Source organism: Microbacterium sp., assembly GCF_049661145.1.
In the GTDB taxonomy this organism is placed as follows: domain Bacteria; phylum Actinomycetota; class Actinomycetes; order Actinomycetales; family Microbacteriaceae; genus Microbacterium.
On sequence record NZ_JBASZT010000198.1, the window covers coordinates 1 to 14,704 of the forward strand.

Here is a 14,704-nt window from a genome sequence, read left to right on the forward strand (position 1 = left end):
GGGTCGCCGAGCTCGGCCAGGGAGTGTGCACCGGTCGACACGTCGCCGTCGAGGTACGACGCCCAGCCGTCGGCGGCGACGACGAGTGCGTCGGGCACGGCCAGTCCGCACGCATCGGCGCGCGCCAGGAGCGTGCCGATGAACTCGCGATGCGGTAGGGCGGTCGTGATACCGGCATCCGTGTAGACGACGACCATCGCCGCGTCGGCCTCGGCGATGCGGCACATCATGCCGATCGTCGTGGCGGCGACGGTGTCGCCGACGGCCGAGTCGCCGTCGACGGGCAGATCGACGCGCAGTGCGCCGAGACTTCGGCCGCGGCACATCGGCACCAGGACGAGGCTGCGCGTAGGGACGAAGCCGAGCAGGCGGGGGACGAGGGAGAGGAACTGTGCCGCGTCGGCGGCTTTCGCGATGGTGGGCATGAGCCGATCCTGCGCGCGCCGGCCGGGCCGTGGCGGCGGGGATGCCGGATCCGTGGACAGTTTCCCGAAACAGCCGCCTGGGGAGAGGGCGATGAGCCCCGCGTACCATGGGGACATGGATGAGTACTGGGTCGCCGTCGTGTGGGCGCTGCTGCCGACCGTCGTCGTGCTGGGCCTCTTCGTGTTCGTGATGAGGTCCATCCTTCGGATGGATCGCACCGAACGCCGCGTGTACGCCAAGATCGAGGCCGAGGAGCGTGCCAAGCGCCGGTCGGCACCCCGTCCGGCACCCGGCGTGGGTGAGGATGCCGCCGCCTGACGTGCCGTGTCCGCCATACTCGCTACGCTGAACCGACGGCGGATCGCGCCGGGGCGGAGGAGTGCGAGTGCTGAGCATCACGGTCGACTGGACGTGGACCTGGTGGGTCGTGGTCCTGATGATCGTCGATGTCACGATCCGCGTGCTGGCGGTCATCATCATCCCGCGCAACCGCCGGCCCACAGCCGCCATGGCGTGGCTCCTGGCGATCTACTTCATCCCGATCATCGGGGTGGTGCTCTTCCTGCTGATCGGCACGCCTCGGCTGCCCCGCAAGCGGCGCAAGAAGCAGGAGCAGCTCAACGACTACATCCGTCGCACGAGCCACGGACTCGACCTCGGCACGCTCCGGCCGAACCCCCCGGTGTGGTTCGCGCAGCTCGTGCGGTTGAACCGGAACCTCGGCGCGATGCCGCTGTCGGGCGAGAACGACGCCCGCATGATCTCGTCGTACGAGGAGAGCATCGCCGCGATGGCCGAGGCGATCCGGGATGCCGAGAGTTACGTCCATGTCGAGTTCTACATCCTGCAGGCCGATCAGACCACAGACGACTTCTTCCGTGCCCTCGAAGAGGTCGCGGCGCGCGGTGTCGTGGTGCGCGTGCTGCTGGACCACTGGGCCAACCGCAGCAAGCCCTTCTACAAAGAGACGTGCCGGCGTCTGGACGAGATGGGGGCGCAGTGGCACCTCATGCTGCCGGTGCAGCCGTTGAAGGGCAAGTACCAGCGCCCCGACCTGCGCAATCACCGCAAGCTCCTCGTCGTCGACGGTCACGTCGCCTTCACCGGCTCGCAGAACGTCACCGACTCCACCTACAACCTCCCCAAGAACATCAAGCGCGGGCTGCACTGGGTAGACATGATGGCCCGCCTGGACGGGCCCGTCGTGGCATCCGTCAACGCCGTCTTCCTCAGCGACTGGTACAGCGAGACCGACGAGGTCATCGAGGGTATGGAGCTGTTCGATGTGCGCACCGGCAAGGGTGACCTGGACTGCCAGATCATCCCGTCGGGCCCGGGGTTCGAGTTCCAGAACAACCTCAAGCTCTTCATGACGCTGCTGTTCGCGGCGCGCGAGAAGATCATCATCGTCTCGCCGTACTTCGTGCCCGATGAAGGGCTGCTCCTGGCGATCCAGACGGCGTGCCAGCGCGGTGTGACCGTCGAGCTGTTCGTCTCCGAAGAAGGCGACCAGGCGATGGTGTACCACGCCCAGCGCAGCTACTACGAGGCACTGCTGCGCAGCGGCGTCAAGATCTGGATGTACAAGCGGCCCTTCATCCTGCACTCCAAGTCGATGTCGATCGACGATGAGGTCGCCGTCATCGGGTCGAGCAACATGGACATGCGGTCGTTCGGTCTCAACCTCGAGATCTCGCTCCTCGTGCGCGGCGAGGAGTTCGTCTCCCAGCTTCGCAGCGTCGAAGACGAGTACCGCGCCCTGAGCCGCGAGCTGACGCTCGAGGAATGGATGCAGCAGCCGCTGCGCTCCACGGTGCTCGACAACCTCGCGCGGCTCACATCCGCGCTGCAATGATCGTTATCCGCGCGTGACCGCGTTTGCGGGTCGTTTTCAGAGCAGGCCGAGAGGATGCTGATATGACCATCTCCCGCACGCTTTCGCTCCTCGCTGTCATCGGTGCCGGTGCGCTCGCTCTCGTCGGCTGCACCTCCACGACGCCCAACTCAGCCTCCTCGGGCTCCGGCGCTCCAGCCGCAGGAGGAGAGGTCGATGTGGATGCCGGGTGGCTCGACGGCGGTCGGATGGTCGCAATCGTCACCCAGGGATCGTCCGGATGCATCCCGATCGCGACAGCGGTGACCCTTCAGGCGGACGGCTCGGTCGCCGTGACGCTGGAGGCTCCCGCCGGCGACGTCGTGTGCACGGCCGACTTCGTGCCGCGCGCGTCTCTCGTCGTCCTGCCCGACGACGCCGACGCCGCCGCGGAGCTCGACCTCGTTGTGACTTATGGCGATGCCCGGGGCGAGACCGATCTCGACCCCTACTCCGGTGGCCCGGTCGAGGAGTTCGCGCCGTCGGCGGGGTGGATCGACGACGGTCAGTTCGCGATCCTCACGTGGGGCTCCTCTTCATGCGCGCCGCGGGTCGACCAGGTGCTCGCCGACGCCACCGATTCCCTCACCGTCGTCTTCGTCGATCCGCCCGCCGACCAGATGTGCACGATGGACATGGCCCCGCGCGTCGTGCTGGCGACGGTCGGCGACGTCGACGACGACAGCATCGCAACGGTGACCCTCACCGGCGGCGGTGCGGAGTTCGCGACCCCCATCACCATCCCCCTCGCCGGCTGAGCAGGCGGCGGCATCCCGCCTCGCGTCTGCGTGATGCTCGACAGTCGCTCGCGCACAGTGCACGTGCCGGATACCGTGCTGAACCGACTGCTGAACGATCGCGCGTCCCGTCATCGGCCCCTCCCCAACCGGTGGATCCGGGAAGTTGTCCACTGATCGGGGCGCGAGCCGCCGCACGCGGTACGCGACACGCCACGATACCGAGATGCGACGCAATGACCTTCCGGCATCCATCGGGCACCTCTTCACGATCGACGAGGCGCGCGACGTCGGCGTTCCTCGCTCACGGCTGCGTGCGTCCGACCTGACGATTCCGCATCGCGGCTTGCGTCTGCGCGGCCGGGCTGCGGGTGAGAACAACGGCTGGTCCGAGTACGAGCGCCGCCGCGAAGCGCTCGTCGAGCGCGCGCGAGTGTACGCGCGCGTCATGCATGACAACCAGGTGTTCAGCCACGCGACCGCTGCCGCTGTGTGGCAGCTGTCGTTGCCGAGCGCGCTGTTCCATCCGGCCAGAGACCTCGATGTCGGGGTGCTCGCGCCGGCGCGACACCCGCGGCGTACCGGGATCGTCGGGCATCAGCTGCAGCCGCACCTTGCGACCGTCGTCGAACACCGTGGTCTGCGCGTTACCGATCCGGCGTCGACCTGGGCCTCGATGGGGTCGGTGCTCACGTCTGACTACGAGCTCATCGGCCTCGGCGACTCGATCGTGAGGGAGCGCATCTTCCGTGAAGACCGCGATCCGATAGCCACGCTCGACCAGCTGATCGCCATCGCCGGCGCCGGGCGTTGGGCCGGGTGCGACGGCTTCGCGCGGTGGTGGGGCGCGTGCGTACCCGCAGCGCCTCGGCGGGAGAGACACGCTCTCGATGCGAGATCATGGATGCCGGGCTGCCGGAACCATCGCTCAATGTCATCGTCCGTGATGGGTACGGCAATCTGGTGGCGGTCGTTGACCTCGCGTACGAGGACCTCAAGATCGCCGTCGAGTACGAGGGCGATCAGCACCGCACCGATCCCGAGCAATGGGCCAAGGACATCGCCCGACATGAGCAGTTGGCGGCGATGGGCTGGATCGTTATCCGCGTGACGAGAGCACAGCTCTACGGTGCGCCACATACGGTTATCGCCCGCGTTCGTGCCGCGCTCGCGCGTCGCGGCCGGTAGGCCATCGTCTCCCTGGTTTCGGCAGTCGCTTGCGCACAGTGTTCTCGCGTCACACTGTGCCGAAGCGACTGGTGAACGCGACTGGGTGCCGGCGCGCGACTTTCGGCAGTCGCTTGCGCACAGTGTCCTCGCGTCACACTGTGCCGAAGCGACTGCTGAACGCGATCGGGTCAGTCGGCGCGCACGAGCAGGTCGCCCACCTCGCAGTCGAGCACGCGGCAGATCGCCGACAGGGTCGAGTACCGGATGGCGCGGGCGCGGTCGTTCTTGAGCACCGAGAGGTTGACGACCGAGACGCCCACGAGATCGGACAGGCGCGCGAGGGTCATGCCACGCTCGGCCAGCAGCTCGTCGAGTCGGCAGTGGATGCCGAGGACTTCGTCGTCGTCCGCAGGGCTCACACGAGTCCTTCCGTCTCGCGCTGTAGGCCGGCGCCGTACCGGAAGAGTGCCGCGAGCGCGGCGAGCCCGAGTGCCGCACCGATCGGCCACAGTGGTAACTGGACGTCGTGCCCAGGTCGCGGCCACCACGCGGCGGCCGGATCCGTGATGCCCGCGACCTCGGCGTAGCCGCCCGATGTCCAGGCCAGAACTTCCTGCGCCGCTGCGCCGCCGGCAATGTCGCCGAGCAGCTGCATCGCCGTGCCGCCGATGAGCACCACGAGCGCCGTCGCGAACGTCACCTTCGCGAGTGCCGCTGCGAAGGGGCGCCCGCCGAGCAACAGCCAGCACGCGTAGGCGATGAGCGCGGCGATCGCCGCCGGCACGAGCAGCGTGAGCACGCGGGATGCCGTCCAGAGCGTGCGGGTCAGCGGGCTCAACCCCTCGATGTACAGCTCGGCCGAGGCGAAGCCGCCGCCAGCCAGCGTCGCGCTTGTGCCTTCGAGGTACATGCCGGCCGGCAGCTCGGGCCAGAAGGTCTGCACAGGCACCGTGATCGTGACACCGGATGCCAGGGCGGTGCTCAGCCCCGTGATGATCGCCCCGAGCACATACACGCCGGCCACGAAGGCAGAGACGCTGAGCGTCAGCGACACGACCGGCGAGGGATTGTCGGTGCGTCTCGCCTTCACCGCCGCCGCGCCGAACGCGAGGATCGCCACCCCGACCAGAACCACGACGCCGATCAGCGCCGCAACATGCCAGCTCCAGAACATCAGACGAGTCCTTCGGTGTCGCGCTGCAGGCGCTCGCCGGCCTGGAATACGTAGGCGAGAGCGAGGATGCCGAAGCCTACGACGACGGGCAGCGGCTCGAGCAGGAAAGCGGGCTCCGGAAACCCGCCGAGCGACGGCCCGAGTTCGGTGGCAGCCATCATCCGTCCGAACCCGCCGACGGACTGGCTGAGCATGCTGCCGAAGATCGTCGCGCACCCGGCGACGACCGAGGCCGCCGTCGCCGTGCGGTGGAAGGGCTTGCGGTGCACGATGCGCACCAACACGAGCGCGAATGCGGCGGTCGCCAAGCCGACCCCGACCGCGCCGAAGAGGTCAGCGAGGACGAAGCACCACACCGCGCCCGACGACAGCGAGTCGGCCATGACGACGAGCGAATCGCCGTGCGCCTCGACGACGCCGGGGCCCGCCTCGACGGGGATCTTGGCGAGAAGCGTGATCGGGAAGCGTGCCGGGTCGATCAGCCGGAAGAGTGCGGTGACGAGGCCGCTTCCGGCGATGTAGCCGCCGAGCGCTCCTCCCACGATGAGGATGGCGGTCACGGCGATGCGGTCGGCGCGGCCGATCTCCGAGTCGGGGCGCGACCTGCCGGCATCCCGCCTCTGGTTTGTCGGTGACATCACGATCGCTCCTTATCGACAATCGTTGTTATCGATAAACGATATGGACGTCGGGGTGTGCTGTCAATAGTCGGCTTGGGTGATCTCGATCTCCCCACGGCTACCCCACTCAGCGCTGCCGCGCTGCGCGGGGCCCCTCGCCGCGTGGGCCCACCGCTGCGCGCGGGCACTCGATCACCGGTGGGTGGGTGCCGCGAGCATCCCGGAGCCCGGCGGTGTCGACAGCCCGGCGGTGCCGGCATCCGTCGACACCCCGTCGACAGCCCGTCGGCGTCCGTCGGTTACGCCGCGCGCTCCGCCGACGGCGAACACGGGCATACCGGCATCCGGCGGTCGTTACCCTCGACGTAAGCGCACCCGAGAGTGCGCCGGAGGAGTGTCGACGAATGTTCGAGAGATTCACGGACCGTGCCCGTCGCGTGGTTGTGCTCGCCCAGGAAGAGGCGAAGATGCTCAACCACAACTACATCGGCACCGAGCACATCCTGCTCGGTCTCATCCACGAGGGCGAGGGCGTCGCCGCCAAGGCGCTCGAGAGCCTCGGCATCTCGCTGGACGCCGTCCGCGAGCAGGTCCAGGACATCATCGGCCAGGGCCAGCAGCAGCCGACCGGCCACATCCCGTTCACGCCGCGCGCCAAGAAGGTGCTCGAGCTGAGCCTGCGCGAAGCGCTGCAGCTCGGCCACAACTACATCGGCACCGAGCACATCCTGCTCGGCCTCATCCGCGAAGGCGAGGGCGTCGCCGCCCAGGTGCTCGTCAAGCTCGGTGCCGACCTGAACAAGGTGCGCCAGCAGGTGATCCAGCTGCTGAGCGGATACCAGGGCAAGGAGCCCGCGGGCGTCGCCGCCGGTGCCGGCGAGCAGAACGCGCAGGCCGGTGCCCAGGGCGGTTCCGCCGTCCTCGACCAGTTCGGCCGCAACCTCACGCAGGCCGCGCGCGAGAACAAGCTCGACCCGGTGATCGGGCGCGAGAAGGAGATCGAGCGCGTCATGCAGATCCTGTCGCGCCGCTCCAAGAACAACCCCGTCCTCATCGGCGAGCCCGGCGTCGGCAAGACCGCCGTCGTGGAGGGCCTCGCGCAGGCGATCGTCAAGGGCGATGTGCCCGAGACACTGAAGGACAAGCAGGTCTACTCGCTCGACCTCGGCTCGCTCATCGCCGGTTCCCGCTACCGCGGCGACTTCGAGGAGCGCCTGAAGAAGGTCACCAAGGAGATCCGCACGCGCGGCGACATCATCGTCTTCATCGACGAGATCCACACCCTCGTGGGCGCGGGCGCCGCCGAGGGCGCGATCGACGCGGCATCCATTCTGAAGCCGCTCCTCGCGCGCGGCGAACTGCAGACCATCGGCGCGACGACCCTCGACGAGTACCGCAAGCACTTCGAGAAGGATGCCGCGCTGGAGCGCCGCTTCCAGCCGATCCAGGTGGCCGAGCCCAGCCTGCCCCACGCGATCAACATCCTGAAGGGACTGCGCGACCGCTACGAGGCGCACCACAAGGTGCAGATCACCGACGGCGCGATCGTCGCGGCGGCGAACCTCGCCGACCGCTACATCTCCGACCGGTTCCTGCCCGACAAGGCGATCGACCTGATCGACGAGGCGGGCGCTCGGCTGCGCCTCAGCATCCTCTCCAGCCCACCGGAGCTGCGCGAGTTCGACGAGAAGATCGCGAAGGTCCGCGAGGACAAGGAGTTCGCGAGCGAAGAGCAGGACTTCGAGAAGGCCGCTGCCCTGCGCGACGAGGAGAAGAGCCTGCTCGCCGAGCGGCTGCGCCTCGAGAAGCAGTGGCGAAGCGGCGACGTCGCTTCGCGCGCGGTCGTCGACGAGGGCCTCATCGCCGAAGTGCTGGCGCAGGCCACCGGCATCCCCGTCTTCAAGCTCACCGAGGAAGAGACCAGCCGCCTCGTCTTCATGGAGAAGGCGCTGCACCAGCGCGTCATCGGCCAGGAGGAGGCGATCGCGGCGCTGTCGCGGACGATCCGTCGTCAGCGTGCCGGCCTCAAGGACCCCAAGCGCCCGAGCGGCTCGTTCATCTTCGCCGGGCCCACCGGCGTCGGCAAGACCGAGCTCGCTAAGGCGCTCGCGGAGTTCCTGTTCGACGACGAGGGTGCGCTGATCTCGCTCGACATGAGCGAGTTCGGCGAGAAGCACACCGTCTCGCGGCTGTTCGGTGCCCCTCCCGGGTTCGTCGGCTTCGAAGAGGGCGGCCAGCTCACCGAGAAGGTGCGCCGCAAGCCGTTCTCGGTCGTGCTGTTCGACGAGATCGAGAAGGCCCACCCCGACATCTTCAACTCGCTGCTGCAGATCCTCGAAGAGGGACGCCTGACCGACGGTCAGGGCCGCGTCGTCGACTTCAAGAACACCGTCATCATCATGACGACCAACCTCGGCTCGCAGGCGATCGCCGGCGGCCCGGTCGGATTCCAGGTCGAGGGCAACGCGCAGACGACGTACGAGCGGATGAAGGGCAAGGTCGACGAAGAGCTGAAGCGTCACTTCAAGCCCGAGTTCCTCAACCGCGTCGACGACGTCATCGTCTTCCCGCAGTTGAACAAGGACGAGCTCCGTCAGATCGTCGGCCTGTTCACGAAGCGGCTGAGCGAGCGGCTGCTCGATCGTGACATGACGGTCGAGCTGACGGATGCTGCGAAGGACCGCCTCATCGAGATCGGCTTCGACCCGACGCTGGGCGCCCGACCGCTGCGCCGTGCCATGCAGCGCGAGGTCGAGGACCAGCTCAGCGAGCGGATCCTGCACGGCGAGCTGAACCCCGGCGACCACGTGAAGGTGGATGCCGAGAACGGCAGGTTCCTGTTCGAGCACGGCCCGCGCGGTGAGAAGGCCGCGCTCGCCACGATATCCGCCGCCATCGGGGCGACCGCGGACATCGTCGCGGGCGCCTGACCCGGACTGAGACGAACGTACGAGACGAAACGTACGAAGGGGGCGGATGCTGCGGCATCCGCCCCCTTCGTCGTGCGCAGACTCAGCGGGTGAGCCACTCCGGGTCGGCGAGGAAGCGCGCGCCGACCTCGACCGTGCCCGGAAGGTTCTCGTCCCACAGGTCGGGTGGGAGCGCGTCCGCGCGGTGGGTCGTCGCCCAGCCGAGCATCGTCAAGCGGCGCAGCAACGAGAACGCGCCCGCGACACGCAGATCGACGGCCGACAGCGGGCGGACGGTCTGGTACCCGGTGAGCCAGCGCTCGGCCATCTCCCGCGCCGCCGGGCGGTGCTCGTAGAACGTCAGCGCCGCCGCGAAGTCGTACAGGTAGTAGCCGAAGCCGCAGTCGTCGAAGTCGATGATGACGAGCGGATGCTCTCCCTCGCTCATCCGCATCACGTTCGACGGACGCAGGTCGCCGTGGATGAGGCCGAAATGGTCGGGCGAGTGATCGACTCCGGCATCGGCGAGGATTCCCTTCGCGCGCTCTTCGGCGCGGACGAGCATCGCCCGGTCGGGGTCGGTGAGGTCGGCATCGCGCCAGTCGCCCCAGCGGGCGGCGGGTCCGACCATGTCGGCGACGTCCCACTCGAACCGCACGAAGGCGGCGGGCGGCTCCCACGTGCGTGCGTGCTCGTGGAGCAGCCCCGTGAGGCGCCCGATCTCGTGGAAGTGCGCCGGGTCGGCACCCTCGTCCTCGAGCACCGAACCCGCGACGAAACCGAACGCGACCGCCGACCACCGCGCCCCCGAGGCGTCGTCGAGGAACTGCACGAAGTCGCCGCCCTGCCCGCGGACGGGAGCGGGCGTCGGGATGCCGGCATCGTCCCGGAGCGCTTCGACCCACTGCAGCTCGGCGCGGATGTGGTCCGTGCTCGCGGCGTAGCCGGGCCGGCCCAGTCGCACGACCATGATCGGCTCTCCGGAACCCGTCGAGACTTTGAACGTCACGTTCTCCGACAGCACGATGAGGGTCACGACGCTCGTGGCATCCAGGTCCCACGCGCGCAGGATCCCGTCCGAGACCCAGGTCGGTGCCGCTTCGCCTCGCCGCAACTGGGCGAACACGTCGAGTTGAGGCGCGTCGGACTGCGGGACGTCGAGCTGCGGCGAGGTCTCGCTGATCGTCATGCTTGGGAATGTAGCCGCGCCACCTGCCGTCCAAGGACGGACCGCGGCATCCGTTACGCGCCATTCACACGGCGCGAGGCGACTGTAATCGCCGGGAAACACGGTGCTGGCGTTCTCGGGGCCCTCCCGGCGACGATAGAGGGGTGAGCACCTCTTCCGCGCCCTCGCCGGCGGCCCCACCATCCACCGGCAACGCCAGCATCCTCAACGGCAACAGCTTCAAGGCGGCTGACGCCGACGCCCTTCCCGAGCATCTGCGCTCCCTCGTCGAGCGCCGGCGCGAGAGGCTGGGCTCAGCGTATCGGTTGTTCTACCGCGAGCCCGTCGCCCTCGTCCGCGGACAGGGCGCACGGGTGTGGGATGCCGACGGCGTCGAGTACCTGGACCTGTACAACAACGTCGCCTCGCTCGGGCACGCCCACCCCGCCGTCGTCGAAGCCGTGTCCCGGCAACTCGCGACCCTGAACACGCACACCCGCTACCTGCACCCGGCGATCCTCGACTACGCAGACGACCTCGTCTCGACCCTGCCCGAAGACGACTACCAGACGATGTTCGTGTGCACCGGCTCCGAAGCGAACGATCTCGCCCTTCGCGTCGGGCGCGAGGCATCCGGCGGGCAGGCCTACATCGCCACCAGCGAGGCCTATCACGGCAACACTGCGCTGGTCACGGCGCACTCGCCGTCGCTGTCCGGTGCCGAGGCGATGGACCCCGCGCTGCGCGTCATCGACCCCCCCGACACGTATCGTCACGGGTCGTCGGATGCCGCGGGCCGGGCGTTCCTCGACGACGTGCGCGCCGCGATCGCCGACATCGAGGCGTCGGGAGAGAAACTCGCCGGCCTCATCGCCGACACCTCGTTCTCCTCGGACGGGGTGTTCACGGGCGAGCCCGGCATGATCTCGGCGGCGATCGAGCTGGTGCAGCACCGCGGCGGCGTGTTCATCGCCGACGAGGTGCAGCCCGGGTTCGCGCGCACCGGTGAGCAGTTCTGGGGCTTCGCGCGCCACGGCCTCGTGCCCGACATCGTCACGACGGGAAAGCCCATGGGCAACGGGTACCCGGTCGCGGCGATGATCGCCCGTCACGCGGTGCTCGAGCCCTTCGCGTCGGGACGGCCGTACTTCAACACGTTCGGCGGCAGCCCCGTCGCCGTCGCCGCCGCTCAAGCGGTGCTCGACACGATCCGCCGCGAAGGACTGCAGGAACACGCGCTCGCCACCGGGATCGCGTTCCGCGCCGCGCTGCGCGAGCTGTCGGCATCCCACGCAGTGATCGGCGACGTCCGCGGTGCCGGGCTCTACACCGGAGTGGAGCTCGTGCTCGACGCCGACAGCAGGACACCGGCGACGACGATCGCCCTCGACGTGATCGAAGGACTGCGTCGGCAGCGGGTCCTGACGAGCGTGTGCGGGCCGTCGAACAACGTCCTCAAGCTGCGCCCGCCGCTGGCGTTCGCCGAGTCCGACATCCCCCGCGCGATCACGGCGTTGGACACGGCGCTGTCCGAGGCGGTACAACGACAGTGAGATGAGTCGGACGCGCGAACTGTACGAGAGGCTGGTGGGCCACCTCGACACGTCCGATTTCGACGCGGGCGAGCGCATCGGGTCGGAGCGGGGTCTGGCCGAGCAGTTCGGCGTGACGCGGTCCGAGCTGAGGGCGGCGCTCGATGTCCTCGAGAGCGAGGGCCGCATCCGCCGCACGATCGGCCGCGCGGGAGGCGTCTTCAGCTGGGACGGCAAGATCGAGCGTCATCTCAACGCGATCGAAGGCGTGCCCGACATGCTGCGCCAGCAGGGTTTTCGCTGCGACACCGAGGTGCTCGGCGCCGAGATCGCCGTCGCGACGCCGATCGAATGCCGGGCGCTGCGCCTGGCGGCGGGCGCCCCGGTGTTCCGGCTGCGCCGGCGCCGTGACGCGAACTCGGTGCCACTGTCGCTCGACTCGATGAGCCTGCCGCTGCACCTCGTGCCCGGTTTCGCCTCGGTCTCGCACGACCAGAGCGTGTACCGCATGCTCGCCGAGCGGTACGGCATCGAGGCGATGTCCGCCAGCGAGACGATCGACGTCGTGCGGGCGACGGTCGAGCAGGCGACGATCCTCGGTGTGGCCGTCGGCGACCCGCTGCTGGAGATCCACCGCGTCACCTACGGGCAGGATGCGGTCCCCTTCGAGTTCGCTCACGACTTCTTCCGCGCCGACCGGACCCGCATCACGCTGCGCAAGCACGGCGCCCGGTGGAAGCGCACCGGAGGGTGACCGGCGCCGGGGCGTGCTCCCACCCCTCGTGTGGCGGTGCGGCGGGTCCGTAACGCGCCATTCATCCAGGCGACGGCGTTGTAACGCGGGGGAAACTCTGTGCCATCGCTCCCGAAGCGGCTCGTGAGCAAACTGTGTCGCAGGAGCACGTCGCGCTCGCCGAAACCCCGCTCCCACCCGACCGCGGAGGAAGAATGTCTGATACGACCGAGACGCGCACCCACGGTGGTGCCACGTACACGCGCGCCGACGCCACGTACTTCGAGAAGCGCTCCCTGAAGCGATCGGCGGGGGTGTGGGGCCTCTGGGGTCTCGCGGTCGCCGCGGTGATCTCGGGCGACTTCTCGGGATGGAACTTCGGCATCGGATACGCCGGTTTCGGCGGCATGCTCATCGCGTTCGTCGCGCTCGTGATCATGTACTACGGCCTCACCTTCTCCATCGGCGAGATGGCCGCAGCCATGCCGCACACCGGTGGCGCCTATTCGTTCGCGCGCTCCGCGCTCGGCCCGTGGGGAGGCCTTGCGACCGGCCTGGCCGAGACGGTCGAGTACGTCGCCACGACGGCGGTCGTCGTGTACTTCTCCGGTCAGTACGCCGATTCGGCACTGTCGCTGCTGACGGGGGTGAGCCTGCCCCCCTTCGTGTGGTGGCTGATCCTGTACGCGGCCTTCATCGCGCTCAACGCCGCCGGCGCGGCGATCTCGTTCACCTTCGCGATCGTCGTATCGGTGATCTCGATCGGCATCATCGTCGTATTCGGAGTGATGGCCCTGGTGAGCGGGCAGTTCGACTGGGCGTCGCTGTGGAACATCGAGCCGGATGCCGGGCAGAGCGCATTCCTCCCGTTCGGTGTGGGGTCGATCCTCATGGCGTTGCCGTTCGCGATGTGGTTCTTCCTCGGCATCGAAGAGTTGCCGCTGGCGGCGGAGGAATCGCACGACCCGACGAAGGACATCCCACGCGCGGGCCTGTGGGCACGGGGGACGCTCATCGTCACCGGCCTCATCGTGCTCTTCCTCAACACCGGTGTGCTGGGGGCCGAGGCGACCGGCGGATCGCTCGAGCCGCTGCTCGACGGGTTCCGTGCGATGGTGGGCGATGAGGTCGCCGCGCTGCTGTCGCTGCTTGCGCTGATCGGACTGCTCGCCTCGCTCATGGGGATCATGTTCGCGTACGGGCGCAACATGTACTCGCTCTCGCGCGCCGGGTACTACCCGCGCTGGCTGTCGCTGACCGGCAAGAGCAAGACGCCGTGGGTGGCGCTCGTGTTCGGCGCCGTCGTCGGCTTCGTCGCGCTGGTGGTCGTTCAGGCAGCCGGAGGCGACGCGAGCCCGGCGGGTGCCATCGTGCTCAACATCGCGGTGTGGGGCGCCGTGCTCGCCTACTTCCTGCAGATGGTCTCCTTCATCGTGCTGCGCGCGAAGTTCCCCAACGCGGTGCGTCCCTACAAGAGCCCGTGGGGTCTGGTGGGGGCCTACTCGGCCGCGGCGATCGCCGCCGTCGTGTTCGTCGGTCTGCTGTTCAACTCCGCCTACACGACGGCGATCGTCGCGATCGTCGTCGTGTACGCCGTGATCTTCCTCGGCTTCGCGATCTACGGACGCAAACGCCTCGTGCTCTCGCCCGAGGAGGAGTACGCCCTCACCGGCGGACTGCACGTCATCTCCGGCGAGGACGCGGCCGCCGGGGACCCGCTGGTCACGACCGACTCGACCAGGAGCTGATCCGGGGCGCCCGTCACGTCATCAGGGGATGTGGTAGATCCGTGCCGTGGAGTCGTGGTGCTCGACGTACAGTGCGTGGGTCAGCTCGCGGTACTCGCCGTCGTCGTTGTGGCTGATGAAGTACACGACGGGCGGCCCGTCGGGTGCGTACTCCACCTTCGAGACGGTCATGGTGTGGTCGAGACCCTTCTGCGTCTCGCCCCAGCTGAACACGCCGACGTCGCCGACGCGCACGCGGTCGAGGTCGGCCTCGGTGGAGTAGTCGAACCCGAGTCGGTCGAAGTAGGCGGCCATCGGCGCCGTGGCGATCCAGGGCTTCGACGCCGTCCACATCCGCCCCTTGGAGTACCACGTGCGGTCGGTGTGCCAGCCGCGCGCGATCAGGCCCTGGCTCGCGAAGTTCGTGCAGTCCCCGCCGTAGGGATTGTAGTCACCCCACTCCGCGCTGTTGTACGCGAAGACGTGCTGGTGCAGGTAGGCCAGCTGGGCGGCGACGTCGCCACCGGCCGGTTGCGTGTTGGTCCCCGCGGATGCCGCGATCAGCCCGGTCCGGCATGCCTCGGCATCCGCCTTCACGGCCTCGACGGCCTGCTGAGTCGCGGCCAGGGCGGCAT

General features: G+C 68.6%; 16 protein-coding genes. 8 read left to right on the top strand and 8 right to left on the bottom strand.

Features of this window, described 5'->3' with window-relative positions; all coding sequences use genetic code 11:
• Positions 1–425: DUF4192 family protein (locus WBP48_RS08465; RefSeq protein WP_424438930.1), on the bottom strand; the 425-nt coding region annotated here is incomplete at its 3' end.
• 115 nt (positions 426–540) lie between these two features.
• Between WBP48_RS08465 and WBP48_RS08470 the strand changes: the two genes are divergently transcribed.
• From WBP48_RS08470 to WBP48_RS08480, 3 genes are all read left to right on the top strand, one after another.
• On the top strand, positions 541–744 hold the full coding sequence (locus WBP48_RS08470) for a hypothetical protein (RefSeq protein ID WP_424438933.1): 204 nt from the start codon (positions 541–543) through the stop codon (positions 742–744).
• A 76-nt stretch (positions 745–820) separates the two neighbouring features.
• The gene (cls, locus tag WBP48_RS08475; RefSeq protein ID WP_424438975.1) at positions 821–2,281 is read left to right on the top strand and encodes a cardiolipin synthase; all 1,461 of its coding nucleotides are present in this window, start codon (positions 821–823) and stop codon (positions 2,279–2,281) included.
• A gap of 62 nt (positions 2,282–2,343) precedes the next feature.
• Positions 2,344–3,057 (top strand): hypothetical protein, encoded by a 714-nt coding sequence (locus WBP48_RS08480; protein ID WP_424438936.1) that lies wholly within the window; start codon positions 2,344–2,346, stop codon positions 3,055–3,057.
• A gap of 283 nt (positions 3,058–3,340) precedes the next feature.
• Here WBP48_RS08480 and WBP48_RS08485 read toward each other — a convergent pair whose 3' ends face one another.
• Complete coding sequence (locus tag WBP48_RS08485) at positions 3,341–3,670, bottom strand: hypothetical protein (RefSeq protein WP_424438939.1); 330 nt, start codon at positions 3,668–3,670, stop codon at positions 3,341–3,343.
• A gap of 266 nt (positions 3,671–3,936) precedes the next feature.
• Here WBP48_RS08485 and WBP48_RS08490 point away from each other — a divergent pair, with 266 nt between their 5' ends.
• A complete protein-coding gene (locus tag WBP48_RS08490; RefSeq protein ID WP_424438942.1) occupies positions 3,937–4,224 on the top strand; it encodes an endonuclease domain-containing protein in 288 nt (95 codons plus the stop codon).
• A gap of 170 nt (positions 4,225–4,394) precedes the next feature.
• Here WBP48_RS08490 and WBP48_RS08495 read toward each other — a convergent pair whose 3' ends face one another.
• From WBP48_RS08495 to WBP48_RS08510, 4 genes are all read right to left on the bottom strand, one after another.
• On the bottom strand, positions 4,395–4,625 hold the full coding sequence (locus tag WBP48_RS08495; RefSeq protein ID WP_424438945.1) for a helix-turn-helix domain-containing protein: 231 nt from the start codon (positions 4,623–4,625) through the stop codon (positions 4,395–4,397).
• On the bottom strand, positions 4,622–5,380 hold the full coding sequence (locus WBP48_RS08500) for a hypothetical protein (RefSeq protein ID WP_424438948.1): 759 nt from the start codon (positions 5,378–5,380) through the stop codon (positions 4,622–4,624). The genes WBP48_RS08495 and WBP48_RS08500 overlap by 4 nt, the downstream gene beginning before the upstream one ends.
• Complete coding sequence (locus WBP48_RS08505) at positions 5,380–6,018, bottom strand: hypothetical protein (protein ID WP_424438951.1); 639 nt, start codon at positions 6,016–6,018, stop codon at positions 5,380–5,382. The genes WBP48_RS08500 and WBP48_RS08505 overlap by 1 nt, the downstream gene beginning before the upstream one ends.
• A 174-nt stretch (positions 6,019–6,192) precedes the next feature.
• Positions 6,193–6,336: a hypothetical protein gene (locus tag WBP48_RS08510; protein ID WP_424438954.1), complete on the bottom strand. Its 144-nt coding sequence runs from the start codon at positions 6,334–6,336 to the stop codon at positions 6,193–6,195.
• 68 nt (positions 6,337–6,404) lie between these two features.
• Here WBP48_RS08510 and WBP48_RS08515 point away from each other — a divergent pair, with 68 nt between their 5' ends.
• Positions 6,405–8,930 carry an ATP-dependent Clp protease ATP-binding subunit gene (locus WBP48_RS08515; RefSeq protein ID WP_424438957.1) on the top strand — a complete coding sequence of 842 codons (2,526 nt, stop codon included), beginning with the start codon at positions 6,405–6,407 and terminating at the stop codon, positions 8,928–8,930.
• A gap of 82 nt (positions 8,931–9,012) precedes the next feature.
• Here WBP48_RS08515 and WBP48_RS08520 read toward each other — a convergent pair whose 3' ends face one another.
• A complete protein-coding gene (locus tag WBP48_RS08520; protein WP_424438960.1) occupies positions 9,013–10,098 on the bottom strand; it encodes a phosphotransferase enzyme family protein in 1,086 nt (361 codons plus the stop codon).
• Positions 10,099–10,241: 143 nt separating this feature from the next.
• On the opposite strand from WBP48_RS08520, the gene WBP48_RS08525 reads away from it, so the two are divergent.
• From WBP48_RS08525 to WBP48_RS08535, 3 genes are all read left to right on the top strand, one after another.
• Positions 10,242–11,630, top strand: a complete 1,389-nt coding sequence (locus WBP48_RS08525) for an aspartate aminotransferase family protein (protein WP_424438963.1) — start codon at positions 10,242–10,244, stop codon at positions 11,628–11,630.
• 1 nt (position 11,631) lies between these two features.
• On the top strand, positions 11,632–12,363 hold the full coding sequence (locus tag WBP48_RS08530; RefSeq protein WP_424438966.1) for a GntR family transcriptional regulator: 732 nt from the start codon (positions 11,632–11,634) through the stop codon (positions 12,361–12,363).
• A 194-nt stretch (positions 12,364–12,557) separates the two neighbouring features.
• Positions 12,558–14,090, top strand: a complete 1,533-nt coding sequence (locus WBP48_RS08535) for an amino acid permease (RefSeq protein WP_424438969.1) — start codon at positions 12,558–12,560, stop codon at positions 14,088–14,090.
• 21 nt (positions 14,091–14,111) lie between these two features.
• Here WBP48_RS08535 and WBP48_RS08540 read toward each other — a convergent pair.
• Positions 14,112–14,704: amidase domain-containing protein (locus tag WBP48_RS08540; protein ID WP_424438972.1), on the bottom strand; the 593-nt coding region annotated here is incomplete at its 5' end.